The sequence below is a fragment of the Serratia sp. 2723 genome (genome assembly GCF_050434425.1).
In the GTDB taxonomy this organism is placed as follows: domain Bacteria; phylum Pseudomonadota; class Gammaproteobacteria; order Enterobacterales; family Enterobacteriaceae; genus Chania.
Genome location: NZ_JBNDIN010000011.1, coordinates 154,343 through 179,041 on the forward strand (window position 1 = coordinate 154,343; position 24,699 = coordinate 179,041).

A 24,699-nucleotide genomic window follows, 5' to 3' on the forward strand; every position below is an offset into this window, starting at 1 on the left:
GCAACAGTGAATTGACCCTAAATCCACACGATGGAGTCGTAATGTCTATGCGAAGCAACACCCTGAAATCGGCGGCAGTGGCCGCTACCCTATTGGCCTCGCTGGCCAGTCAGCAGGCTCAGGCGGCTATTGCGCTGGATCGTACGCGGGTCATTTTTGAGGGTAGCCAGAACTCGGTCAGCCTGAACGTCAGCAACCAAAACAAGCAACTGCCCTATCTGGCACAGGGGTGGATTGAGGATGAGCAAGGCAACAAAATCCAGAGCCCGCTGACCGTACTACCACCGGTACAGCGCATCGAACCGGGCAAGCCGAGCCAGGTGAAAATCCAGGCGCTGCCAGCGGTTAAGTTGTTGCCGCAGGACCGTGAGACCGTGTACTACTTCAACCTGCGGGAAATTCCGCCGAAGAGCAACAAGGCAAATACGCTGCAAATTGCCCTGCAGACGCGTATCAAACTGTTTTATCGCCCGGCGGCGATCGCCATGGACAGGAATGCGGCTCCGCCACAGGAGCAGATAACGTTGACCCGCCAGGGTGACAAGTACGTGGTGCACAACCCAACGCCGTACTATGTCACGCTGGTGGACGCCAGCAGTAAAAAGGACGGGGCTGGGGTAAAAGGTTTTGAACCGATGATGGTGCCGCCAAAAGGCAACTTGCCGTTGACCGTGGGCGTGACCAGCGTGGGCAACAACCCGGTGCTGACCTATATCAACGACTACGGTGGTCGGCCGCAGCTGAGTTTTAGCTGCGGTGGAAGTGCCTGCACGTTGGTGCCGGAGAAGAAAGGCGCATAAGGCACGCTCAAACACCACGAGATTGAGCGTGAGATATCAGCGGATTGGCACCATGGAGCAGGAGAACAACATGACAGGGAACAAAAACCGTGCGTATTGGCTGACCGAACTGCGCTATTACGGCAGCTTGGTGGCGTTGGCGATGAGCGTGCCCGTAAGTTTGGCTACCGCCATGCTGTTGCTGCCGTCTTCACAGGCGGCAGATAACAGGGCGGTAGACGGCGCAAACGGCACGCTGTCGGTACAGGGGGCGCTGACCGAGAGTGCCTGCAGGCTGGAGATGGATAGCGCACGCCAGGATATTCAACTGGGTGAGACCGGAACCGGTCGTCTGTGGCAGGTGGGGGATCGCGGTGAGCCTGTGGCGTTCGAGCTGCGCCTGAAGGACTGCTTGCGCAGTCCTGCCGGTAGCGGGGACGTCCGTACCGGTGGGTTGACCTGGGCTGACAATCAGCCAGCAGTGTCTGTGAGTTTCAAGGCGACCCGCGATGCCGATAATCCGCAGTTGGTGAAGGCGCAGGGCGTATCCGGCATGGGGCTACGGATGGCAAACGATCGGGGGCAGGATGTGCGGCTGGGCAGTTGGGGCCAACCCTTGTTGCTGGCGCCAGGCCAGAACACCCTGATCTACACCGTTGCACCGGAGCGGACGCTAGCCAACCTGATAGCGGGCAGCTACCGGGCCGTGGTGGACTTTCACCTGAGCTATGACTGAAGGGGCGGGGTATGAATGACAGAGCCAGCGTGGGGGTAAAGGTGTTTTGCGGTCTATTGGCTGCGATGCCGTTGGTTGTCGGCGCGGTTACCCAGATTGTGGAGATCAAGGTAGAGGTGTCGGTACCGCCTTGTACTATCAATGGGGGTCAGGCGGTAGAGATTGATTTTGGCAAGATTGGGGTCAGCAAAGTTGACGGCGAGAACTACCAGCAGCCATTTGAGTTGATATACGAATGCGCAGGTGCGAGCACCGACATGCTGTTGCGTTATCTGGGGGTGGTTACCACGTTTGATAACGCGGCGGTGCAGAGCAATATTCCACAGCTTGGTATTCGGCTACAGCAGCAAAAGAGCGGAACTATGACTCCGTTTGACGTGGGCAGCACGTTGGCCATTCCTTCCTCCCAAAAGTCGTCACAGTTTATTGCCATGCCGGTGAAAAAGGCCGGGGTGACGTTGCAGGAAGGGATCTTTACCGCTGGGGCGACTTTGCAGCTTGAATATCCGTAGGAGAAATAAGCATGACAAAATTGGCGTGCTGGTTGTTGGCAGGTTTTGGAATGGGGCCGTTGAGTGCAGCCCTGGCGGCCCCCACTGCGGGGGTCAACGTGCAGTATCGAGGTGAGCTGGTGGCGGAGCCTTGCACCCTGCTGCCCGAGGATGAAAATATTCTGTTGGATTTTGGTACGGTGATCGACAAATACCTGTACCTCAATAGCCGCACTCAAGGCAAGTTGTTTCAGTTGCATCTGATGGATTGTGACGTCAGCTTGAACAACATGCTGAAGATCACCTTCAGCGGCCCGGCAAGCACCGCTCTGCCTGGGTTGCTGGCTCTAGACGGCGTTAACTCGGTGACCGGCATAGCTATCGGCATGGAAACGCCGCAAGGTCAGCCGCTACCGCTGAATCAACAGACGAATGCCTACCCGCTCAGAGACGGCAATAACGTGATTAACCTACAGGCCTATGTACGCGGCGAACCGGAGGCGATAAACAACAAAGCCATTGGCCGTGGGGTATTTACCGGTATTGCCACTTTTAGGCTGGACTATGAGTAAAACGTCGAATGGCGGCAGCCCGAATATGCAGCTGTCGAGGGGGATCCCTATGAAATATGCTGGGTTAACTGAACAAGCAACCCTTTGCAGGCAGCAAGCCAAGGATTGCACGGGTTTTATTTTAATCGCGGGTGTTAAATATGTATAGAACGCTGCTGATCCCCCTCCTGTTACTACTCTCACTGCCTGGTGCATGGGCGTATTCCTCGTGGGGGGAACCAATAAAGACGGAAATAAGAGATTCCAAAGTGTGGTTCATCTATAAATGGAGTATCGTTGATGACTCGCTACCGGTTCCAGGGGACGTAACATGCGCCAACAACGCGAGTGAGTGTTATGTCGGGTTTTACCCCCGATCTGGTCTTGGCCCGATCGGCAAACTCTGTGACGCTGGCGGGACATGTAACGGCACCGCTTCGAGTGTGCACGATATATCAATCAAAGTTAGGGCCAATACTAGCTGGGAAAGTGCGTACCAGGCTTATGTTAGCAAGTTCTCCATGTCGGGAGGAGCCTCTGTACCAATAGCGTCCGTTGAAGAGATGAAAGATGCGGCATGGGGTACGCTATGTGTGGGTTTCGGCGCGTTGCCTGCTGCTAGTGCGGGGGTCGCGGTTCTAGCGCCTAACACTACCTGTGGTCTCTTCTCGAAGCCAGACACGCAGTGTACGATTTCGCTTGGTTCCGAGATCAATCTGGGGACGGTAGCACCTGGGCAGTCGATACCCGACGGGAGCGTATCAGGATGGTTCTCGTGCAGCGGTGCCGGTGCCGATGGTGCCTCTATTGGTGCTTCGTTACTCACGTCAAACCCCAAGCTTGGGGGGAAGCCGATTGAACTCACAATGAATGGGTATTCAATGACATCAACGTCGAAGGTTGTAGGGCGGGGTTCGTATGGGCAACTGCTCCTTAAAGCACATGTAAACGGAACGATTGACGCGCCAGGATCTTATCAAAGCTCTGCCACCATTATGCTTAATTATTACTAATGTCAGTGGGCCGAATCCTATCTTGGGCGCCGCATTGACAAGAACGTCTATGCCAGCCTGATACAGATATTGCAGCATCAGCAGCATTTCGCGCAGGCAGAACGATTCCGCCGGGATGCGCGGATCCTGTTCCCAACCGATGTGCGTTTTCAATCGGTAATCGTTCACAAGCCGCCTCGGTAGCCGAAAACAAGGAGGTAGAGTGAAATCACATTTGGTGCTCGCCATTCAGGACAACAACCCTGGTGATCCGGGACGAGTCAAGTAAGAGCGCCGCCAAAACTCTTGCCCTTTGGGGGGAGGGAAAGGGGGGAGACAATTCTGGCTAACGACATCAGGCCGATTTGGTTTTTTCGTTCAGCTGTGATTTTTGCGAGAGGATCAATTTTTTCAGTAGCTCCGCCAACTGGTTTTGATCTTCCTCGTCCAGCCCCTGGATCAAGGCTTTTTCGATTGCCACATGGGTTTCTACCGTTTCCAGGGTTAATTTCCGGCCTTCCGGCGTGATCTTAACAATCACGCCACGCCGGTCTGAAGGATCGGGCATGCGGACAATATACTTTTTATTTTCCAGGCGATTAATCCGGTTGGATAAGCCACCAGAGGAAATCAGGATTTTCTCTTGCAGATCTTTGGGAGAAAGCTGGCGGTCGGGGTTGCGGGCCAGGGCGGCCAGCACTTCGAATTCACCAATCGTCAGGTTATAGCGCGCGAAGTTGGCATCGACAAACTGCGAGATATAGTGGCTCATGCGTACGATCCTGGCGATCACCGGCAGGCCAGACAAATCTAAAGTGGGTACCGTGTCTAACCATTCCTGGATTAAACGATCAACGAAATCTGTTTCAGTGACATTGGTCTTATCGCCCATCTTTTATCTCTTCCTGACTGAATTCATCGCATAATCAACGCAAAAGGTGCGGCCAAACGGAGCATGGACTCAAAATGAGTGTCAGCAATAATAGCATTGATAACCCGCCGTGAGTGACCGATGGGACAAAAATCCGCAGATTAGAATGGGGATAACCGGGGGGAGAATAAGCACCGACGCCGATCGCATCGGTGCTTGCAGCAAATGGTGAAGCAATATTAGCCGGTGTTGCGCATCCCGGCCGCCACGCCAGCGATAGTGACCATTAGAGCCTGCTCAACGCGAGCATCCGGTTGCTCCTGCTGGCGCGAACGGTGCAGCAGCTCGGCCTGCAACACGTTAAGCGGGTCGGTGTAGACGTTGCGCAACGCGATAGATTCGGCGATCCACGGCAGGTCTTCCATCAGGTGATCGTCGTTGGCGATGGTCAGCACCGCCTTGATATCGCTGGCCAATTGATCGCGTAGCTGCTGGCCGAGCGGCCACAGGGACTTGTCCACCAGACGCTGATCGTAGTATTCCGCCAGCCACAGGTCGGCTTTGGCGTAAACCATCTCCAGCATCGCGATACGGGTAGAGAAGAACGGCCAGTTGTGGCACATGGCTTCCAACTGGTCCTGCTTGCCAGCTTTCACCGCTTCTTGCAGGCCAGCACCGGCACCCAGCCAGGCTGGCAGCATCAGGCGGTTCTGTGTCCAGGCGAAGATCCACGGAATAGCACGCAGGCTTTCAACACCGCCGTTCGGGCGACGTTTGGCCGGGCGTGAACCCAATGGCAGTTTCCCCAGTTCCTGCTCTGGCGTAGCGGCGCGGAAGTAAGGCACAAATTCTGGGTTTTCACGCACGTAGCCGCGATACATGTTGCACGAGGTTTCGGACAGTTCGTCCATCAGCGTGCGCCATTCTGGCTTAGGCTCCGGCGGTGGCAGCAGGTTGGCTTCTAACACCGCACCGGCGTACAGCGCCAGGCTGCTGATGGTGACTTCTGGCAGGCCGAATTTAAAGCGGATCATCTCGCCCTGTTCGGTCACGCGCAGGCCACCTTTCAGGCTGCCTGGTGGTTGGGACAGCAGAGCGGCGTGGGCAGGTGCGCCACCACGGCCAATCGAACCACCACGGCCATGGAACAGCGTCAGCGCCACTCCGGCCTTCTCACAGGTTTTGATCAGTGCGTCCTGTGCGCGGTATTGCGCCCAGGAGGCCGCCATCACGCCAGCATCTTTTGCCGAGTCGGAATAGCCGATCATGACCATCTGTTTGCCCTGAATAAAGCCGCGATACCAGTCGATGTTCAGCAACTGGGTCATCACGTCGTCGGCGTTGTTCAGATCGTCCAGGGTCTCAAATAGTGGGGCGACCGGCAGGGCAAATGGGCAACCCGCTTCTTTCAGCAGCAGGTGTACGGCCAAGACGTCGGACGGGGTGCGAGCCATGGAAATGACGTAGGCGGCGATCGAACCTTGTGGCGCTTCGGCGATCACCTGGCAGGTTTCCAGCACTTCCTGCGTCTCTGCACTCGGCTCCCACTTCAGTGGCACCAGTGGACGCTTGGAGTTCAGCTCACGGATCAGGAACGCCTGCTTGTCGGTTTCTGACCAGCTTTCATAATCCCCCAGGCCCAGATAGCGGGTCAGTTCGGCAATGGCTTCGGTATGGCGGGTGCTTTCCTGGCGCACGTCGATACGCACCAGCGGTACGCCAAAGCAGCGTACGCGGCGCAAGGTGTCCAGCAGTTGGCCATTGGCGATAATGCTCATGCCACAGGCCACCAAAGATTGATAACAGGCGTATAGCGGTTCCCACAACTGCTCGTTATTTTCCAGCAGATCGTGCGGACGCAGCACGCGTTCGCCTTTCAGGCGGCCTTCAAGGTAGGCTTGGGAGCTCATCAACTGGCTGCGCAGTTGCTTCATCAATTCGCGGTAAGGTTCTTGTACTTCGTCACCACCGGCCAATTCCCGCAGTTCCGGGGTACATTCGGTCATCGACAGTTCGGAGACCAGCACCTGAATATCCCGGGTGAACAGATCGCAGGCCTTCCAGCGGCTTAGCAACAGTACGTGACGGGTGATTTCAGCGGTCACGTTCGGGTTGCCGTCGCGGTCGCCACCCATCCAGGAGGTGAAGCGGATAGGCACGGCTTCCACCGGCAGGCGGTAATCGATGGAGTTTTCCAGCTGTTCGTTGAACTCGCGCAGGAAGGCCGGTACGCCTTCCCACAGGCTGTTTTCCACCACGGCAAAGCCCCATTTGGCTTCATCGACCGGGGATGGGCGATTCTTGCGGATCTCGTCGGTATGCCAGGACTGTGCGACCAGTTGGCGCAGACGGCGCATGATTTTATTGCGCTCGTAGTCGGCCAGATCGTTATGGTCCAACTGGCTCAGGCAGGTGTTCACCTCAACCAGCTTGTGGATCAGGGTGCGGCGGGTAATTTCCGTTGGGTGAGCGGTCAGAACCAGCTCGATGGAAAGGTCGTCCACCGCCTTTTGCAGCTGTTTGTTATCCAGCTTGTTGTCTTTCAGCTTGGTAAACAACTGCGCCAAGGCTTCCGGGTTGCTGGCCGCTTCGCCGTGCGGCGAGATGCTGTGGTATTGCTCGGCAACGTTGGTCAGGTTAAGGAATTGGCTGAAGGCGCGGGCAACGGGCAACAGCTCATCGTTGGACAGGTTCTGCAGCGTGGAGAGCAGCTCCTGACGATGCGCCTCGTTACCGGCACGTGAGGATTTGGAAAGCTTACGGATAGTTTCAACGCGATCGAGAATATGCTCGCCCAGCGCTTCTTTAATGGTATCGCCTAGCAATTTGCCGAGCATACTGACATTACTTCGCATTGCCGAATATTGTTCGTTCATATAATCCCTGACCCAGTTCTTTGCATACTTATCATCCTCCGATCGTGGTGTTTTTCGCCACTACCTGAACACGATGAGTACGTGATTTTTCATCTTGTAAGTAAATTTCACGTGCCGACGCAGACCGCCGGTTTTATCTGGTCACGTGCCTGTCCAATCATCAATTGACACTATTTTTAGCAAAAAAACATCAAATTCGGCGTATTTTCTGAAATTTAATTACGCGCGGCCGGTTATCAGTCTGGCTTATCGGCATAAATTATTACTTCTTAAGAGGTAGGGGATGGTAACCCATTCCCCTGTTGTTATTAAGGTTTATTGCCGGCAGAAATGGTCGACCAATTGACCCAGCAGTTTACGCGTTGGCTCAATAAACGCGGTGTCCAGATACTCATCCGGCTGATGCGCCTGGTTGATCGAACCTGGACCGAGCACCAGCGTAGGGCAGACTTCCTGGACGAACGGCGCTTCGGTACAGTAGTTGACCACTTCGGTGCGTGAACCCAGCAGTTTTTCAATCACCGCCACCATGTGATGGTCAGTTGGGCATTCGTAACCTGGGATCGGCGGATGCAGCTCATCGATCGTCAAGCGGCCCGGCCAACGTTGGCTTACCGGAGCCAGCGCTTCATGCAGGAGTTCGTTGATGTTGTCCAGCGTCATACCGGGCAACGGGCGGATATCCATATGCAGCTCACAGCAGGCACAGATACGGTTAGCCGCATCGCCGCCGCTGATATGGCCAAAGTTCATGGTGGGGTAAGGCACCGCGAACGCCGGATTGTTGTAGCGCTCCTGTAGCGTTTTGCGCAACGCCATCAGATGCCCGATGGACTCATGCATCAGATCGATGGCATTGACGCCGCGTGCCGGATCGCTCGAATGGCCCGACTGGCCGACGATGCGGATCGCACTGGAGATATGGCCTTTATGCGCGCGCACTGGTTGCAGCGAGGTTGGCTCGCCGATGATGGCAAAGTCCGGGCGGATTTTACTGGAGGCTGCAAAGTAACGTGCGCCAGCCATCGTCGTTTCTTCATCAGCGGTAGCTAAAATGTACAGCGGCTTGGTCAGCTTGCCGGCATCGATATCGCGTACCGCATCCAGGATAAAGGCGAAGAAGCCCTTCATGTCGGCGGTGCCCAGCCCGTACAGCTTGTTGTCGTGCTCGGTCAGGGTAAAGGGATCTCGCGTCCAGCGCCCCTGATCGTAGGGCACCGTGTCGGTATGGCCCGCCAGCAGTAGGCCACCGCTGCCCTCGCCAAGGCTGGCCAGCAGGTTGAATTTGTTGCGGGTGTCCGGCACGGGCTGCACGTCGACGCGGAAGCCCAAATCGTTGAACCAGCCGGCCAGCAAGTTGATTAATGCTTCATTACTCTGATCGAGGGCGCCATCGGTGGCGCTGATCGATGGAGTGGCGATCAACGCCCGGTACAGCTCAATAAATGGAGGTAATTTCATCTTCACTGTTGACAGCCTTTGGTTAGGATAGTATCAATATTCATGCATTTATTTTGAATAAAAATACAGTAAGCTAGAGCGTAAGGGAACCTGTAACCCGGATGTTGATAAAAACATCATGCTCAACCACGTGGGTGAACCGCGCAACAACGCGACCAAGCCCTGCTACCAGGGTCGCAGTGACTCTTAGATTGCTAGCCAAGAAGGTGAAAGGCCACATGTTGAATACGCTGATTGTTGGTGCCAGCGGTTATGCCGGAGCAGAGCTCACGGCTTACCTGAATCGCCACCCACACATGAACATAACCGCTTTAGCGGTTTCAGCGCAAAGTGCAGATGCAGGAAAATTGCTTTCCGAGCTGCACCCTCAATTAAAAGGCATCGTCGATCTGCCATTACAGCCGCTGGTTGATGTTGCCGCAGCGGCCAAAGGCATCGACGTTGTTTTCCTCGCGACCGCCCATGAGGTGAGCCACGACATCGCGCCAGCATTCCTGGCTGCGGGTTGCGTGGTGTTCGATCTCTCCGGCGCATTCCGCGTGCAGGATGCTGATTTTTATCAACAGTATTATGGTTTTACACACCAGCATGCCGACTGGCTGGCGCAGGCAGTTTACGGCCTGGCGGAGTGGCAGAGTGAAAAACTCAAGCAGGCGCAGTTGATTGCCGTGCCGGGCTGCTACCCAACGGCGGCGCAGCTGGCGCTCAAACCGCTGCTCGACAAGCAATTACTGAACCTGGATCAATGGCCGGTCATCAACGCCGTTAGCGGCGTGAGCGGTGCAGGGCGTAAAGCCAGCGTTACGACCAGTTTCTGTGAAGTCAGCCTGCAACCTTACGGCCTGTTCAATCATCGTCATCAGCCAGAAATTGCTGCCCATCTTGGGGTGCCAGTTATCTTTACGCCACACTTGGGTAACTTCCCTCGGGGTATTCTGGAAACCATCACCTGCCGCCTGAACAAGGGCGTCACCGCGCAAGACGTGGCAGCGGCTTACCATGCGGCGTATGACGACAAACCGTTGGTGCGGTTGTATGACCAAGGGGTGCCAGCACTGAAATCCGTGGTGGGCCTGCCGTTCTGCGATATCGGCTTTGCCGTGCAGGGCGAGCATCTGATCGCCGTAGCCGCAGAAGACAACCTGTTGAAAGGTGCGGCAGCTCAGGCGGTGCAGTGTATGAATATTCGTTTCGGCTTCCCGGAAACCCAATCCTTACTTTAAATCAGCGTGAGTAAACAGCAATGAATCCATTGATTATCAAACTAGGTGGCGTGCTACTGGACAGCGAAGAAGCGCTGGAGCGTTTGTTTACCGCGCTGGATGTTTATCGCCAGGAACATCAGCGCCCGCTGGTGATCGTTCACGGCGGTGGTTGCGTAGTGGATGAGCTGATGAAACAGCTCTCCCTGCCGGTAGTGAAGAAGAACGGCCTGCGCGTTACTCCAGCCGATCAGATCGACATCATCACCGGCGCACTGGCAGGAACGGCCAATAAAACCCTGCTGGCCTGGGCGGTGAAGCACAAAATTAATGCCGTTGGCCTGAGCCTGGCAGACGGCGGCAGCGTTGCGGTAACACAACTGGACCCGGCGTTGGGCCACGTGGGCCATGCAGTGCCAGGAACGCCTGCGCTGCTCAATACCTTGTTGGGCGCTGGCTACCTGCCGGTGGTCAGCTCCATCGGCATTACTGCCGAAGGCCAACTGATGAACGTAAACGCCGATCAGGCTGCGACGGCCCTGGCCGCCACGCTGGGGGCGGATTTAATCCTGCTGTCGGACGTTAGCGGTATTCTCGACGGCAAAGGGCAGCGCATCGCGGAAATGACAGCACAAAAAGCCGAGCAACTGATTGCTCAAGGCATCATTACCGATGGTATGGTGGTGAAGGTCAATGCGGCGCTGGATGCCGCACGTACCCTTGGCCGCCCGGTAGATATCGCCAGCTGGCGTAATGCCGAAAAGCTCCCTGCTCTGTTTAATGGTGTGTCGATTGGCACCCGGATCCTCGCTTAAATTTAGAATTAAAAAGGAATAACACAATGCAAAACAAAGGCATCAAGAAAATCGTTCTGGCGTACTCCGGCGGTCTGGATACTTCGGCCATCATTCCATGGCTGAAAGAGAACTACGGCGGCTGTGAAGTGGTAGCCTTCGTGGCGGACATCGGCCAGGAGCGCGGCGATCTGGAAGGCGTTGAGCAGAAAGCTCTGCAATCCGGTGCCTCTGAGTGTCATGTTGTCGATCTGCGTGAAGAGTTTATCCGTGACTACGTTTATCCGGTGCTACAGACCGGCGCACTGTACGAAGGCAGCTACCTGCTGGGGACTTCAATGGCGCGGCCGATCATTGCCAAGGCCCAGGTTGAGCTGGCGCTGAAAGTGGGTGCCGATGCGCTGTGCCATGGTGCAACCGGTAAAGGCAACGATCAGGTGCGTTTCGAAACCACCTATACCGCGCTGGCTCCTCATCTGAAGGTCGTTGCGCCTTGGCGTGAGTGGAACCTGCGTTCCCGTGAGGCCCTGCTGGATTACCTGAAAGAGCGTAATATCCCAACCACCGCTTCGTTGGAGAAGATCTACAGCCGTGACGAAAACGCCTGGCACATCTCTACCGAAGGCGGCGTACTGGAAAGCCCGTGGAATGCGCCAAACAAAGATTGCTGGGTCTGGACTGTCGATCCGTTGGAAGCACCGGACAAGCCAGAACAGGTGACCGTCACCGTAGAGAAAGGCTGCGTGGTGGCCGTTAACGGTGAAGCGATGAGCCCGTACAAGTGCCTGGAGGCCCTGAACGTGCTGGGTGCCAAACATGGCGTGGGCCGTATCGATATCGTGGAAAACCGCCTGGTAGGCATCAAATCCCGTGGTTGCTATGAAACCCCAGGAGGCACCATCATGGTTGCCGCACTGCGCGGGATCGAGCAGTTGGTACTGGATCGTGATAGCTTTAAATGGCGTGAGCAGTTGGGCCTGGAAATGTCCTACGTGGTCTACGATGGCCGCTGGTTTGCTCCGCTGCGTCGTTCCATTCAGGCTTCCGCACAAGCGCTGGCGGAAGAAGTTAACGGCGAAGTGGTATTGCAGCTGTATAAAGGTCAGGTGACGGCGATCCAGAAGAAATCGGCCAACAGCCTGTACTCAGAAGAATTTGCGACCTTTGGCGAAGACGAAGTTTACGATCACAGCCATGCGGGTGGCTTTATCCGTCTGTTCTCGCTCTCTTCCCGTATTCGCGCATTGAACGAGAAGAAAAAGTAACGTCGTTGGTTTAGCGTCAATTTGAGGGGCGCAGCATGCTGCGCCCTTTCGCATACTTATTCAGGAGCAAGATTATGGCACTTTGGGGCGGACGGTTTAGTCAGGCAGCGGATCAGCGGTTCAAACAGTTAAATGATTCCCTGCGCTTCGACTATCGCCTGGCGGAACAGGATATTGTGGGCTCCGTCGCCTGGTCAAAAGCGCTGGTGACCGTCAACGTACTGACGTCAGCAGAGCAACAGCAGCTTGAGCAGGCACTGAACGTGCTGCTGGAAGAAGTGCAGGCCGATCCTCTGGCGATCGTTAACAGCGACGCAGAAGATATTCACAGCTGGGTTGAGCAGAAGCTGATCGATAAAGTCGGCGATCTGGGCAAAAAGCTGCATACCGGCCGCAGCCGTAACGATCAGGTGGCCACCGATCTGAAACTGTGGTGCAAACATCAGGTCAGTGAACTGCATCAGGCGTTGGTACAGCTGCAACAGGCGCTGGTAGAAACCGCCGAAGCCAATCAGGATGCGGTGATGCCGGGTTACACCCACCTGCAGCGTGCCCAGCCGGTAACTTTTGCCCATTGGTGCCTCGCTTACGTCGAGATGCTGGCGCGTGATGAAAGCCGCCTGCAGGATACGCTGAAACGCCTGGACGTCAGCCCACTGGGTAGCGGTGCCTTGGCCGGAACTGCTTATCCGATCGACCGTGAACAACTGGCTGGCTGGTTGGGATTTGCCTCTGCCACGCGTAACAGCCTGGACAGCGTCTCCGATCGTGATCACGTGCTGGAGCTGCTGTCCAATGCTGCCATCAGCATGGTGCACCTGTCGCGCTTTGCAGAAGATCTGATCTTCTTCAACAGCGGCGAAGCGGCGTTTGTCGAGCTTTCGGATCGCGTGACCTCTGGTTCATCCCTGATGCCACAAAAGAAAAACCCGGATGCGTTAGAGCTGATCCGTGGCAAGTCTGGCCGCGTGCAAGGGGCCTTGACCGGCATGATGATGACGTTGAAAGGCCTGCCGTTGGCCTACAACAAAGACATGCAGGAAGACAAAGAAGGGCTGTTCGACGCGCTCGATACCTGGATGGATTGTCTGCAGATGGCGGCATTGGTGCTGGACGGCATTCAGGTGAGGCGCCCGCGTTGCCAGGAAGCGGCACAGCAAGGCTATGCCAACGCTACCGAACTGGCCGACTATCTGGTTGCCAAAGGCGTGCCGTTCCGCGAAGCGCACCACATTGTGGGAGAAGCGGTAGTGGAAGCGATCCGCCAGGGCAAGCCGTTGGAAGACCTGCCGCTGAGCGATTTGCAGAAATTCAACAGCGTGATCGGTGACGACGTTTATCCGATCCTGTCGTTGCAATCTTGCCTGGATAAGCGCGCGGCCAAGGGCGGCGTTTCTCCTCAGCAGGTTGCCTATGCGATCGCCGAGGCGAAAAAACGCCTGTTCTAAGCTACGCCTGAGGGCAGCGCAATGCTGCCCTTATCCTGCCAATCGGGCGCACAAATAGCGGTTCAGGCTAACGCCTTCATCCATAGCATTAATCGCCAGACGACGATGCTGTTCCGGGGTCATCCGCAGTACCAGTTTCCCACTGAAATTTTTCTCTGCCAGTGCCTCTGGTGGCGTTTCACCTTGGGCGAGCATATCCGCAATCACATCGCGGACCAGCTTTTCAATACCGTCTAGCGCTGCGGTACGGGTAGTGGCCAGCCATGACAGTGAGGGGAACTCCGTACAGAGGCCGACATATTCACCGTCTTCCGCTGACCAGGTAATACGGTAGGTGTAGTGCTCATGTTTTTCCATGTTCTTCCTCCAGTTTAGCCAATGCAGAGATGACCTGTTTGACCTGATATACCTTTGCCATGCCGCCATCTGCACGTTGGATATTCACCCGTGGGTCTCCCGGCCAGGGCATTTTGTAAACCTTGTGGCTGCCACCATTCAAACGCGGTGGGCCAAACCAGTAAGTGCAGATCTTTACCAATGCGTTGAATTTGATATTGGCTTGCCGCTGTTGCAGATCGTCAATGGTTTCTCTGAGTCCTTTCATTTAATCACCCTATATTAGTATCAATAGTAGTATCATTTCAAGATAAAGCAGCCTAAAAATGACGCTAAAATCAAAACTCAGCAAGCAGGATGGCTCAAGGCTGGAATGCCATACGCAAAAAACCGGGCGCGAAGGCCCGGTGGAGGGGGGTGACAGAGCGAAAGGCTTATTCGCCAGGGCAGCGCTGGCAGCGTTCCGCTTCGGACTCGCCCAGCTTCAGCTTGGTTTGCAGATCGCGCAGCGCGGTACGTAGGCCCTCTTCGATCACCGGATGGTAAAACGGCATCTCCAGCATTTGATCGATGGTCATCTGTTGCTGATGCGCCCAGGCCAGCAGATGGGCGATATGCTCCACGTCCGGTCCCATCATCTCAGCACCCAGGAAGCGGCCAGTCCCTTGCTCGCCATAGACGTGCAAGATGCCTTTATTACGCAACATCACCCGCGAACGGCCCTGGTTTTCGAACGACACGGCGCCAACTTCAAAGCAACCACAGGCGCTGAATTTCTGGTTCAGTTCACGGAAGGTCGAGCCGACCATGGCGATTTGCGGGTCTGAGAACACCACGGAAATCGCACTGCGGCGCAGGCCTGGCGTCACTTCCGGGAAGCTGCCCGCGTTGTGCCCGGCAATACGAGCCTGATCGCTGGCTTCGTGCAGCAGCGGTAACTGGTTGCTGGCATCTCCGGCAATGAAAATATGCGGCACGCTGGTTTGCATGGTTAAGCGATCGGCCTGTGGCACGCCTTTGGCATCCAGCACCAGAGTGGTATTTTCCAACCCCAGCTTGTCGACGTTCGGGCGGCGGCCAGTGGCAGCCAGCATGTAATCCACCATCATTTCCTGCGCTTGGCCGTGCAGATCCTGGTAGCGGATAAACACTTTGTCGCCTTCGCGCTGCATGATGTCCACTTTGACATCCGGGTCGAGATAAAACTCTTCGCCCAGCGTTTTAGCGGCATATTCCCGCACTATGCTGTCGGTCAACGGGCCAACCGCGCCGCCAACGCCGAATACTTTGGTGGCAACGCCAAGGCGATGGAGTGCCTGGCCCAGTTCCAGTCCGATCACTCCTGGGCCAAATACCGCGACGGACTGCGGCAAATCATCCCAGTTAAATACATCGTCATTGACGATCAGGCGATCGCCCAGATCGTTCCACGGCGCAGGCCAGCTAGGGCGGGAACCGGTGGCGATCACGATACGCTGCGCGACGATGCGCGTATGCTCGTCAACCTGCAAGGTGTTGTCGTCAATGAAGCGGGCATAGCCCTGAATTTTATCTGCGGCCGGGATGCTATCGACCCCTTCCAGCACAAATCCGACAAAGCGATCGCGCTCGCGTTTGACGCGATCCATCACTTCACGGCCATTGATGGTGGTTTTTCCCGCAGGATGGATGCCAAACCCTGGAGCCCGTTCGATCTGGTGCACCGCTTCTGCCGCAGCAATCAGCAATTTGGAAGGCATACAGCCAACACGAGCACAGGTGGTGCCAAAAGGTCCGCCCTCAATCATCACCACGCTCGGGGTAGAAAGTTTTGCTGCGCGGTAAGCGCCTAGACCGGCTGTGCCGCCGCCAATAACGGCGACGTCGACATTCAACAGTTTCATATCCGCTCCTGAAGGGAATAAAAAAGGGCGGGTTAGCACCCGCCAAAAGTCACATTACTTCTATTCCGTTGGTTTTTCAGGCGACAGATTGTTGAACTGCGCCTGAGACTCATCGGGTTTATTTTTATCATTCAAGCGGACAGGAAGTTTTCCAGGTCGTCGCTACCACCGATGTGGCGACCACCGATAAACACCTGTGGCACGGTAGCGCGGCCGCTGACAGCGCGCAGGCTGACCGTGGTCGCGTCTTGGCCCAAGACGATTTCTTCATATTGGATCCCGCGCTCTTGCAGCATTTGTTTGGCTTTGGCGCAGAATGGGCAGCCCGGCTTGGTGAACAGGGAGACCGATTCCTGCACTTTGAATTCCGGTGCCAGGTATTTCAGCATGGTGTCGGCGTCAGAGACTTCAAACGGGTCGCCCGGCTTGTTTGGCTCGACGAACATTTTTTCTACTACGCCGTTACGCACCAGCATGGAGTAGCGCCATGAACGTGGGCCAAAGCCCAGATCGGCTTTCTCAACCAGCATGTTCATGCCCTTGGTGAATTCACCGTTGCCGTCCGGCACGAAGGTAATATTTTCGGCGTGTTGGTCCGCTTTCCAGGCGTTCATCACAAAGGTGTCATTCACCGAGACGCACAGGATGCTGTCAACGCCGTGTTGCTTGAACACGCTGGACAGTTCGTTATAGCGCGGCAAATGGCTGGATGAGCAGGTTGGGGTGAACGCACCCGGCAAGGAGAACAGGATCACGGTTTTGTCTTTGAACAGGTCATCCGTGGTGACATCGATCCATTGGTCGCCCTGGCGAGTATGGAAGGTAACCTGAGGGACTTTTTTGCCTTCTTGACTGGTAAACATGAATTAACCCCTTAATTAGGAAAATGAATTTTTTATGTTGGCGCCGTTGCGCTTCGTTGGGGGACATTATTCACTGAGGGGCTTGATAGTTCTAATCACTCGTTGCTATCTTATCTATCGCCATGAGCTATCATGGCCAGGAGGGAAACAACAATGAATATTCGTGATTTAGAGTATCTGGTCGCCTTGGCCGAGCATCGCCATTTCCGGCGCGCTGCCGACTCGTGCCATGTCAGCCAACCTACATTGAGTGGGCAGATCCGCAAGCTGGAAGACGAGTTGGGCGTAATGCTGCTTGAGAGGACCAGCCGTAAGGTGCTTTTCACGCAGGCGGGCTTACTGCTGGTGGAGCAGGCGCGCACCGTGCTACGTGAAGTCAAAGTCTTGAAGGAAATGGCCAGCCAGCAGGGGGAGGCGATGTCCGGGCCGTTGCATATCGGCCTGATCCCTACCGTGGGGCCATATCTGCTACCACAGATTATACCGACGCTGCATAAATCCTTTCCCAAGTTGGAAATGTATCTGCACGAAGCACAGACCCATCAACTGCTGGCACAGCTGGACAGCGGCAAGTTGGACTGCGCCATTCTTGCCCTGGTGAAAGAGACCGAAGCCTTTATCGAAGTGCCCCTGTTCGATGAGCCGATGCAATTGGCGGTCTATTCCGACCATCCGTGGGCGCAGCGCGACCGCGTGGCGATGGCCGATTTGGCGGGCGAAAAACTGCTGATGCTGGAAGATGGCCACTGTTTACGCGATCAGGCGCTGGGCTTTTGCTTCCAGGCCGGTGCGGATGAGGATACCCACTTCCGCGCGACCAGTCTGGAAACGCTGCGTAATATGGTTGCCGCAGGCAGTGGGATTACGCTGTTGCCCGCCTTGGCAGTACCGCGTGAGCGCGAGCGTGACGGCGTCTGCTATCTGGAGTGCTACAAACCGGAACCGAAACGCACCATTGCTCTGGTATATCGCCCCGGCTCCCCGCTACGTAGCCGCTATGAGCAGTTGGCCGAGGCTATTCGCGAACACATGCAGAACTACCTGGACGCGAACTTAAAACAGGCGGTTTAAGCCGTTTAGCGCTGCCACACGGTAGGCTTCTGCCATGGTCGGATAGTTGAAGGTGGTATTGACGAAATACTCGATGGTATTGCCTTCCCCTTTCTGTTCCATGATCGCCTGACCGATGTGAATGATCTCTGCCGCACGCTCACCAAAGCAGTGGATCCCCAGGATCTGCAAGGTATCGCGGTGGAACAGGATCTTCAGACTACCCACGTTCATGCCGGCAATCTGCGCCCGAGCCAGGTGTTTGAACTGGGCGCGGCCCACTTCATAGGGCACTTTCATCGCCGTCAGTTCCTGCTCGGTTTTGCCGACGGAGCTGATTTCCGGAATGGTGTAAATGCCCGTTGGAATGTCTTCGATCAGATGCCCGCTGGCTTCCCCAGAGGAGATGGCCTGAGCGGCGATGCGGCCCTGGTCATAAGCGGCAGACGCCAGGCTCGGATAGCCGATCACGTCACCCACGGCATAAATGTGGGCCACGGCGGTCTGATACATGCTGTTGACCTTCAGCAGGCCACGGCTGTCTGATTCCAGACCCACGTTTTCCAGGCCAAGCGCATCGGTGTTGCCAGTACGGCCATTGGCGTACAGCAGGCAATCGGCCTTCACTTTCTTGCCGGATTTCAGGTGCACAATCACGCCGTCATCGGTGCCCTCAATCTTCTCGAACTCTTCATTGTGGCGGATCACCACGCCGTTATTCCAGAAGTGATAAGACAGAGAGTCTGACATTTCCTGATCGAGGAACGCCAGCAGCCGATCGCGGGTGTTGATCAAGTCCACCTTCACGTTCAAACCACGGAAGATAGAGGCATATTCGCAGCCAATCACCCCGGCACCGTAGATAATCACGTGGCGTGGCTCGTGGTTCAGCTCCAGGATGGAGTCGCTGTCATAAATGCGCGAGTGGTTAAAATCAACGCCGTTCGGATGATAAGGGCGCGAACCACAGGCGATCACGATATGGTCGGCGCGGATGGTATCCTGCGTGCCATCCATATAGCTGACGCTGACGGTGTTGGCGTCGATAAATTTGGCGTTACCGGCGAACAGCTTGCATTGGTTACGCTCGTAGAACCCTTGGCGCATGCGCGTTTGCTGGTTAATCACGCTGTCGGCGTGGCGTAAAATGTCAGGGAAGGTGGCACTAAGGGTACGGGAGTTATTGTAAAGCGGGTTCTGGTTGAATTCGATAATGCGGCTGACGGCGTGGCGGAGGGCTTTTGAGGGGATGGTTCCCCAGTGAGTACAGCCGCCGCCCACGTTATTGTACCGTTCGATCACAGCCACGCGGGCACCTTGTTTCACCAGACCCATGGCTGCGCCTTCACCACCAGGGCCGGAGCCGATGATAATGGCATCAAATTGATAGTGTTGTTGCATGTAGGAGAGACCTGTTCTTATACAAATTTACAACGGTATCTTAACATCATAGCGCTGCGTGCCCAATTACCATTAGCCTTTTTGTGGCAAAGCACAATCGGTGTGGCCTGGAACTGTGACAAAGCGCGTTTGTATCAATGCTGTTGCGAGAAATTTGTTATATTGCCTGTTCCGCGGCGTTAGACTGAAAGAAGGGAAGTTATCCGGATATGCAAATGGGCGTCAGAGCACAACAAAAAGAACGCACTCGTCGTTCCCTCATTGAGGCGGCTTTCAGCCAACTGAGTGCCGAGCGCAGCTTTGCTAGCCTGAGCCTGCGTGAAGTCTCACGAGAGGCGGGCATCGCGCCCACGTCGTTCTATCGCCATTTTCGCGATGTGGATGAGCTGGGGCTCACCATGGTTGACGAAAGCGGCCTGATGCTGCGCCAACTGATGCGCCAGGCACGCCAGCGTATTGCCAAGGGTGGCAGCGTGATCCGCACGTCGGTGTCGACCTTTATGGAGTTTATCGGCAATAATCCCAACGCCTTTCGGCTGTTGCTGCGTGAACGTTCCGGCACCTCGGCTGCGTTTCGTGCGGCGGTAGCACGGGAAATCCAACATTTTATCGCCGAACTGGCAGATTATCTTGAGCTGGAAAACCATATGCCGCGCAGCTTTATCGAAGCGCAGGCAGAAGCAATGGTGACAATTGTGTTCAGTGCGGGTGCGGAAGCGCTGGATATTGATATTGAACAACGGCGGCAGTTGGAAGAAAGGTTAGTGTTGCAATTGCGGATGATCTCCAAAGGAGCCTATTACTGGTATCGCCGCGAGCAAGAAAAAGCATCTGTATCCCACGTATAACAAGGTGAAAGTCATGGAAAAACTAAGCCGTGAGAATGGTACTTTACTGCTGGCGTTGATTGCCGGCCTGTCCGTAAACGGTTCCTTTGCCGCGCTGTTCAGCTCGGTGGTGTCGTTTTCAGCCTTCCCGTTGATTGCTTTGGTGTTGGCGGTATATTGCCTGCATCAACGTTACCTGAACCAGCCAATGCCGGATGGCATGCCAAAACTGGCGGCCGGTTGCTTCCTGTTGGGCATCCTGGGATATAGCGCGATCGTGCGTGCGGAATATCCGCAGATCGGCTCGAACTTCCTGCCCTCGATTGTTTGCGTGGTGCTGGTGTTCTGGCTTGGTTTCCAGTTAAGGAAACGCAATACTGCCACCGTCCAGCATTAAAAATGGTTTCATCGGGAAAGGGCACTCTGCGGAGTGCCTTTTTTGTTTTTGACGTTGCCTATTATCTGCGGATATTCCGCAACTGACTCGCGGGGTCAGTTCACATGCTGCGCCCGTCTAGATCAGCGGCGTTCGAGCAGTACGCCACATTCCATATGATGGGTATAAGGGAACTGATCGAACAGTGCCAGGCGGGTTATATCATGCGTGCTGTGCAGGGTGTTAAGATTGGCGCACAGGGTCTCTGGGTTGCAGGAGATGTAAAGGATGCGTGGGTAGGTCTGCACCATCTTCACCGTTTCCTCATCCAGCCCGCTGCGCGGTGGATCGACGAAAATCGTCTCACAGTTATAGCTGCTCAGATCGATCCCTTTTAACCGGTTGAACTCGCGAGCGCCGTTCATAGCCTGGGTAAAATCCTCCGCCGCCATGCGGATAATCTGCACGTTGTCGATATTATTGGCCGCGATGTTGTACTGCGCCGCCGCCACCGAAGGTTTGGCAATTTCAGTGGCTAACACCCGCTCGAAGTTGCGGGCCAGGGCCAGCGAGAAGTTGCCGTTACCGCAATACAGCTCCAGCAGATCCCCTTTTGAACCTTGGGTCACATCCAGTGCCCATTCCAGCATTTGCACGTTCATCGCCGCGTTAGGCTGGGTGAAGCTGTTTTCTACCTGGCGATAAATCATTTCGCGGCCAGCGACCGGCAGGACTTCGTCGACGTAATCCTGATCCAGCATGATTTTCATCTTCGAGGCGCGCCCAATCAGCTGCACATCGAAGCCGTCTGCGCGTAACGCGTCACGCAGCGCAGTGGCCTCTTGTTGCCATTGTTCGTCCAGCTTGCGGTGATACAGCAGCGAGGCAATGATTTTACCGCTCTGCGTGGAAAGATAATCGATCTGGAACAGCTTGTGGCGTAGCGCCGGATTGGGCTTGAGGGCCACCATCAGGGCGCTCATCAGGCGGTTAATCAGCTCGCTGGCCGCCGGGAAGCTATCGACACGGATACGCTGCTTGGTCTGCTGATCGAACATGATGTGGTACATATCGTCCTCATCATGCCAGATGCGGAATTCCGCACGCATCCGGTAGTGGCTGACTGGCGAGCGAAACACTTCCGGCTCGGGCGCCGTGAACGGTGACATCATGCTCTTCAGACGGGCTGTTTTCTCCGCCAGTTGGTCGTCATAGCGTTCAATGGGCAAGTTCTCGGGCGTCATGGTTTCTCTCGTCAGGCAAATTGGATCAGCGGGGATTGTAGGGAATCAGCCCGTGAAGTCCAGTTTTGTTGTGGTACTAATTTGAAACACTGTTGGCAATCTAGACATCCATTTTCATTGATTGTAGCATTGCCGTCCGGTCTCAAGCAGCGAGTGAAAAGGGAATCCAGTGCAAATCTGGAGCTGACGCGCAGCGGTATGGGGAAGTCACGGCGATAGCGTTTAAATGACGCAGACACTGTCCACTGCAGGATGGGAAGTCATCGCCCGGTGCGGGTTGCCACAGGCAATCGGTAAATCCCAAGCCCGAAAACCTACCGGTGTACGTCGCAATATCCATAGCCGTCGCGAACTACCGGCCATGGCCCTGCGGCATCCCCAATGAAGTTTGGATGCTTTTTTTAATGACAATGATAAAAAATACACTGCTGGCGGTGGTCTCCTCCGTGACGGCATTTTCTGGATGGGCGCAAGATAACACCACGGCTAAAAGCAGCGATGACCTGGTGGTTACCGCCAATCGCTTCCCACAACCGGTCTCTTCCGTATTGGCACCTGCCGATGTGGTGACCCGCGAAGATATCGATCGCTGGCAGGCCAAAAGCCTCAATGATGTGATGCGCCGTTTGCCGGGCGTGGATATTTCTCAGTACGGCGGCATGGGGCAGGGGTCATCCATCTCGGTACGCGGCACCGAGGCTCGCCACGTATTAGTGTTGATCGACGGTGTGCCATTGTCCCGCCTGGGGATCACTAATGGCGTCAACTTTAACCAGGTCCCGCTGGCGCTGGTGCAGCGTGTAGAGTTTGTCCGTGGGCCACGCTCGGCCATTTATGGCTCTGGTGCCATCGGCGGGGTCATCAACATCATTACCCAGACGGATAAAGAAGGCGGCAAAGTTCAGGCGGGTATCGGCTCAAATGGCTATCAGCAGTATGACGGTGCCGTGCGCCAGCGTTTTGACAATACTATCGCTACCGTTGCGGGCAGCTATCAAATGACCAACGGCTTTAATGTGCAGCCGGGCTCGCCTTATTCGGTCGACAGCGATCGCGATGGTTTCCGCAATAAAAGCTTCTGGGGAGGGTTAGAGCAGCAGTTCAATCAGAACTTCTCTGGCTTTGTGCGTGGTTATGGCTACACCAACAACGCCGACTATGACGTTGGCAGCGTTCCTTTCAGCCCGAAATACAGTAATGATGAAGACCGCCTGTATAGCCATACCTATGATATGGGGCTGCGTTTCCTGTCCGGTGCCTTCTCTTCTCAACTGACTGGCAGCTACCAGAAACAGAAACAGTACAACTACAGCAGCCAGAATGGCCGTTATGGCATCAGCACCACGCTGGATGATATGGATCAGCGTAACCTGCAATGGGGCAATACCTATGCTTTCGAGCACGGTAGCGTCACCGCCGGTGCCGATTTCCAGCAACAGCGCCTGACCTCTTCCGATAGCGTCGTCGGCGACACTTATAAAAGAGACAACACGGGCCTGTACCTGAGTGGCCAGCAGCAGTTTGGCCGCGTGACGCTGGAAGCCTCTGGGCGTGAAGATAATGACGAAGACTTTGGCTGGCACGGCACTTGGCAGACCGCGGCAGGTTGGGAGTTTGTTGATGGCTATCGAGCCACCTTGTCTTATGGCACGGGTTTCCTGACGCCATCACTGGGCCAGCAATATGGCTCAAAACGCTTTGGTATTGATTCCAACAGCAACCTCAAGCCGGAAGAGTCCAAACAGTGGGAAATAGGTCTGGAAGGTTTGACCGGGCCGTTGGATTGGCGTCTGTCTGCTTACCATTACAAAATCCAGAACCTGATCAACTATGATTCTGACCCGGTGACCTATCAGGGGCAGTATTACAATGTGGACAAGGCAACGATTAAAGGCGTGGAATGGACGGGTAGCTTTGATACCTGGATGTTCACCCACCGTTTGACGCTGCAATATATCGATCCGCGTAATGACCAGACCGATGAGGTGTTGGCGCGCCGTTCGAAACGTCAGGCCAAATATCAGCTGGATTGGACGATGTTCAACCTGGACATGGATATCTCGTATCAGTACTACGGCAAGCGCTACGACAATATCTCTTCTACTTATAACCCTGAGCAGCGCGTATTGCCGAGTTACAGCACGGTCGACGTGAGCGCCTCATATCCAATAACCTCTCAGCTGACAGTTCGTGGTAGAATTGCCAACCTGTTTGATAAAGATTATGAGACGGCTTATGGCTATGCTACCCCAGGAAGAGAGTACTACCTCACTGGCAGCTATACCTTCTAACGCCACTGCGGCTCCTCGCCCGACGGCGCTGGTTTTTGATTCCGGCGTCGGCGGGTTGTCAGTGTTTCAGGAGGTTCGGCAACTGCTGCCGGATCTCCACTATATCTACGCCTTCGATAACGTGGCATTCCCCTACGGCGAGAAATCCGAAGAGTTTATCGTGGAGCGCGTGCTGGAAATTGTCAGTGCGGTTCAGCAGCGCCATCCTCTGGCAATCGTCATCATTGCCTGTAATACCGCCAGTACCGTTTCCTTACCCGCACTGCGTGAACGTTTTGCTTTCCCGGTAGTGGGGGTGGTGCCTGCGATCAAGCCTGCTGCCAAACTGACCGCCAACGGTATCGTCGGTTTGCTGGCTACGCGTGGTACGGTTCAGCGTACTTATACTCATGAACTCATCGAGCGTTTCGCGACAGATTGCAAAATCGAGCTGTTAGGCTCTTCTGAGCTGGTGGAACTGGCAGAGGCCAAACTGCATGGTGAACCTGTACCGCTGGCAACGCTGAAGAAAATATTGCAGCCGTGGCTGAACATGCGCGAGCCTCCAGACACGGTAGTGTTGGGCTGTACTCACTTCCCTCTATTATCTGAAGAGTTGATGCAAGTCCTGCCTGAAGGAACGCGGCTGGTGGATTCCGGTGCGGCAATTGCCCGCAGAGCCGCATGGCTTATCTCTAATCAGGAAAATCTGGTCTCAACTCAGGAAGAGAATCTGGCGTATTGCATGGCACTGAATGAAGACACCGATGCTTTATTGCCCGTTTTGCAGGGTTATGGCTTTAAATCGTTGAAAAAACTGCCGCTTTAATGGAGTTTTGCTTAAACATTCGGCGGTCAGAAAAAAAAGTGAATTTAGGGGTTGCGGCGTTCTGAGAACTCCCTATAATGCGCCTCCACTGACCGGGAACAACGACTCCTCTAACGAGAACCAGTCGCCCAGCCAGGAAGAAGCAACCCGGTGA

22 protein-coding genes and 1 riboswitch are annotated in these 24,699 nt (G+C 55.2%); of the genes, 13 read left to right on the forward strand and 9 right to left on the reverse strand.

Translation table 11 applies throughout. The annotated features are described in order from the left end of the window. Positions 1-47: 47 nt before the first annotated feature. The 4 genes from ABIE29_RS17110 to ABIE29_RS17125 all read left to right on the forward strand — a co-directional run bounded on the left by ABIE29_RS17110 (position 48) and on the right by ABIE29_RS17125 (position 2,578). On the forward strand, positions 48-800 hold the full coding sequence (locus tag ABIE29_RS17110; protein ID WP_429619887.1) for a fimbria/pilus periplasmic chaperone: 753 nt from the start codon (positions 48-50) through the stop codon (positions 798-800). A gap of 70 nt (positions 801-870) precedes the next feature. After that, positions 871-1,515 (forward strand): fimbrial protein, encoded by a 645-nt coding sequence (locus ABIE29_RS17115; protein ID WP_429619864.1) that lies wholly within the window; start codon positions 871-873, stop codon positions 1,513-1,515. An 11-nt stretch (positions 1,516-1,526) separates the two neighbouring features. Next, positions 1,527-2,027 (forward strand): fimbrial protein, encoded by a 501-nt coding sequence (locus tag ABIE29_RS17120; protein ID WP_429619865.1) that lies wholly within the window; start codon positions 1,527-1,529, stop codon positions 2,025-2,027. Between the two features lie 11 nt (positions 2,028-2,038). Next, positions 2,039-2,578, forward strand: a complete 540-nt coding sequence (locus ABIE29_RS17125) for a fimbrial protein (protein ID WP_429619866.1) — start codon at positions 2,039-2,041, stop codon at positions 2,576-2,578. A 1,326-nt stretch (positions 2,579-3,904) separates the two neighbouring features. Here the strand turns inward: ABIE29_RS17125 and ABIE29_RS17130 are convergent. The 3 genes from ABIE29_RS17130 to argE form a co-directional block, all read right to left on the reverse strand. Continuing rightward, the gene (locus ABIE29_RS17130; RefSeq protein ID WP_429619867.1) at positions 3,905-4,441 is read right to left on the reverse strand and encodes a MarR family winged helix-turn-helix transcriptional regulator; all 537 of its coding nucleotides are present in this window, start codon (positions 4,439-4,441) and stop codon (positions 3,905-3,907) included. A gap of 218 nt (positions 4,442-4,659) precedes the next feature. Further along, positions 4,660-7,296 carry a phosphoenolpyruvate carboxylase gene (ppc, locus tag ABIE29_RS17135; protein ID WP_429619868.1) on the reverse strand — a complete coding sequence of 879 codons (2,637 nt, stop codon included), beginning with the start codon at positions 7,294-7,296 and terminating at the stop codon, positions 4,660-4,662. A 315-nt stretch (positions 7,297-7,611) separates the two neighbouring features. Continuing rightward, on the reverse strand, positions 7,612-8,757 hold the full coding sequence (argE, locus tag ABIE29_RS17140) for an acetylornithine deacetylase (protein WP_429619869.1): 1,146 nt from the start codon (positions 8,755-8,757) through the stop codon (positions 7,612-7,614). A 218-nt stretch (positions 8,758-8,975) separates the two neighbouring features. Between argE and argC the strand changes: the two genes are divergently transcribed. The 4 genes from argC to argH all read left to right on the forward strand — a co-directional run bounded on the left by argC (position 8,976) and on the right by argH (position 13,466). Beyond that, positions 8,976-9,980 carry an N-acetyl-gamma-glutamyl-phosphate reductase gene (gene argC / locus ABIE29_RS17145; protein WP_429619870.1) on the forward strand — a complete coding sequence of 335 codons (1,005 nt, stop codon included), beginning with the start codon at positions 8,976-8,978 and terminating at the stop codon, positions 9,978-9,980. 20 nt (positions 9,981-10,000) lie between these two features. Further along, complete coding sequence (argB, locus tag ABIE29_RS17150; RefSeq protein WP_021181908.1) at positions 10,001-10,774, forward strand: acetylglutamate kinase; 774 nt, start codon at positions 10,001-10,003, stop codon at positions 10,772-10,774. Positions 10,775-10,800: 26 nt separating this feature from the next. Beyond that, positions 10,801-12,018, forward strand: a complete 1,218-nt coding sequence (locus tag ABIE29_RS17155; RefSeq protein WP_021181909.1) for an argininosuccinate synthase — start codon at positions 10,801-10,803, stop codon at positions 12,016-12,018. A 74-nt stretch (positions 12,019-12,092) separates the two neighbouring features. Continuing rightward, on the forward strand, positions 12,093-13,466 hold the full coding sequence (gene argH, locus ABIE29_RS17160) for an argininosuccinate lyase (RefSeq protein WP_429619871.1): 1,374 nt from the start codon (positions 12,093-12,095) through the stop codon (positions 13,464-13,466). A 30-nt stretch (positions 13,467-13,496) separates the two neighbouring features. On the opposite strand, the gene ABIE29_RS17165 is transcribed toward argH, so the two are convergent. From ABIE29_RS17165 to ABIE29_RS17180, 4 genes are all read right to left on the reverse strand, one after another. After that, positions 13,497-13,823 (reverse strand): type II toxin-antitoxin system HicB family antitoxin, encoded by a 327-nt coding sequence (locus ABIE29_RS17165; protein WP_429619872.1) that lies wholly within the window; start codon positions 13,821-13,823, stop codon positions 13,497-13,499. Then, the gene (locus ABIE29_RS17170) at positions 13,810-14,070 is read right to left on the reverse strand and encodes a toxin HicA (RefSeq protein ID WP_429619873.1); all 261 of its coding nucleotides are present in this window, start codon (positions 14,068-14,070) and stop codon (positions 13,810-13,812) included. The genes ABIE29_RS17165 and ABIE29_RS17170 overlap by 14 nt, the downstream gene beginning before the upstream one ends. 166 nt (positions 14,071-14,236) lie before the next feature. Further along, positions 14,237-15,685: a dihydrolipoyl dehydrogenase gene (locus ABIE29_RS17175; RefSeq protein WP_429619874.1), complete on the reverse strand. Its 1,449-nt coding sequence runs from the start codon at positions 15,683-15,685 to the stop codon at positions 14,237-14,239. A 131-nt stretch (positions 15,686-15,816) separates the two neighbouring features. Then, on the reverse strand, positions 15,817-16,548 hold the full coding sequence (locus ABIE29_RS17180) for a glutathione peroxidase (RefSeq protein WP_429619875.1): 732 nt from the start codon (positions 16,546-16,548) through the stop codon (positions 15,817-15,819). A 153-nt stretch (positions 16,549-16,701) separates the two neighbouring features. Between ABIE29_RS17180 and oxyR the strand changes: the two genes are divergently transcribed. Then, entirely contained in the window at positions 16,702-17,619 is a 918-nt protein-coding gene (gene oxyR, locus ABIE29_RS17185; RefSeq protein ID WP_429619876.1) for a DNA-binding transcriptional regulator OxyR, read from the forward strand. Here oxyR and sthA read toward each other — a convergent pair. Then, positions 17,602-18,999, reverse strand: a complete 1,398-nt coding sequence (gene sthA, locus ABIE29_RS17190; RefSeq protein WP_429619877.1) for a Si-specific NAD(P)(+) transhydrogenase — start codon at positions 18,997-18,999, stop codon at positions 17,602-17,604. The two genes, oxyR and sthA, sit on opposite strands and share 18 nt — an antisense overlap. A 215-nt stretch (positions 19,000-19,214) precedes the next feature. Here sthA and fabR point away from each other — a divergent pair, with 215 nt between their 5' ends. Beyond that, complete coding sequence (fabR, locus tag ABIE29_RS17195) at positions 19,215-19,847, forward strand: HTH-type transcriptional repressor FabR (RefSeq protein WP_429619878.1); 633 nt, start codon at positions 19,215-19,217, stop codon at positions 19,845-19,847. Between the two features lie 13 nt (positions 19,848-19,860). After that, positions 19,861-20,223, forward strand: coding sequence for a YijD family membrane protein (locus tag ABIE29_RS17200; protein WP_429619879.1), 363 nt, complete (start codon positions 19,861-19,863; stop codon positions 20,221-20,223). A gap of 122 nt (positions 20,224-20,345) precedes the next feature. Here the strand turns inward: ABIE29_RS17200 and trmA are convergent, their stop codons facing one another. Beyond that, on the reverse strand, positions 20,346-21,446 hold the full coding sequence (gene trmA / locus ABIE29_RS17205) for a tRNA (uridine(54)-C5)-methyltransferase TrmA (protein ID WP_429619880.1): 1,101 nt from the start codon (positions 21,444-21,446) through the stop codon (positions 20,346-20,348). A gap of 123 nt (positions 21,447-21,569) precedes the next feature. After that, positions 21,570-21,782: riboswitch (cobalamin riboswitch) on the forward strand. A gap of 74 nt (positions 21,783-21,856) precedes the next feature. Here trmA and btuB point away from each other — a divergent pair. Together btuB and murI are read left to right on the forward strand one after the other, a co-directional pair. Further along, positions 21,857-23,737 carry a TonB-dependent vitamin B12 receptor BtuB gene (gene btuB / locus ABIE29_RS17210; protein WP_429619888.1) on the forward strand — a complete coding sequence of 627 codons (1,881 nt, stop codon included), beginning with the start codon at positions 21,857-21,859 and terminating at the stop codon, positions 23,735-23,737. Beyond that, on the forward strand, positions 23,682-24,545 hold the full coding sequence (gene murI, locus ABIE29_RS17215) for a glutamate racemase (protein WP_173408516.1): 864 nt from the start codon (positions 23,682-23,684) through the stop codon (positions 24,543-24,545). The genes btuB and murI overlap by 56 nt, the downstream gene beginning before the upstream one ends. The last annotated feature ends 154 nt before the right edge of the window (positions 24,546-24,699 follow it).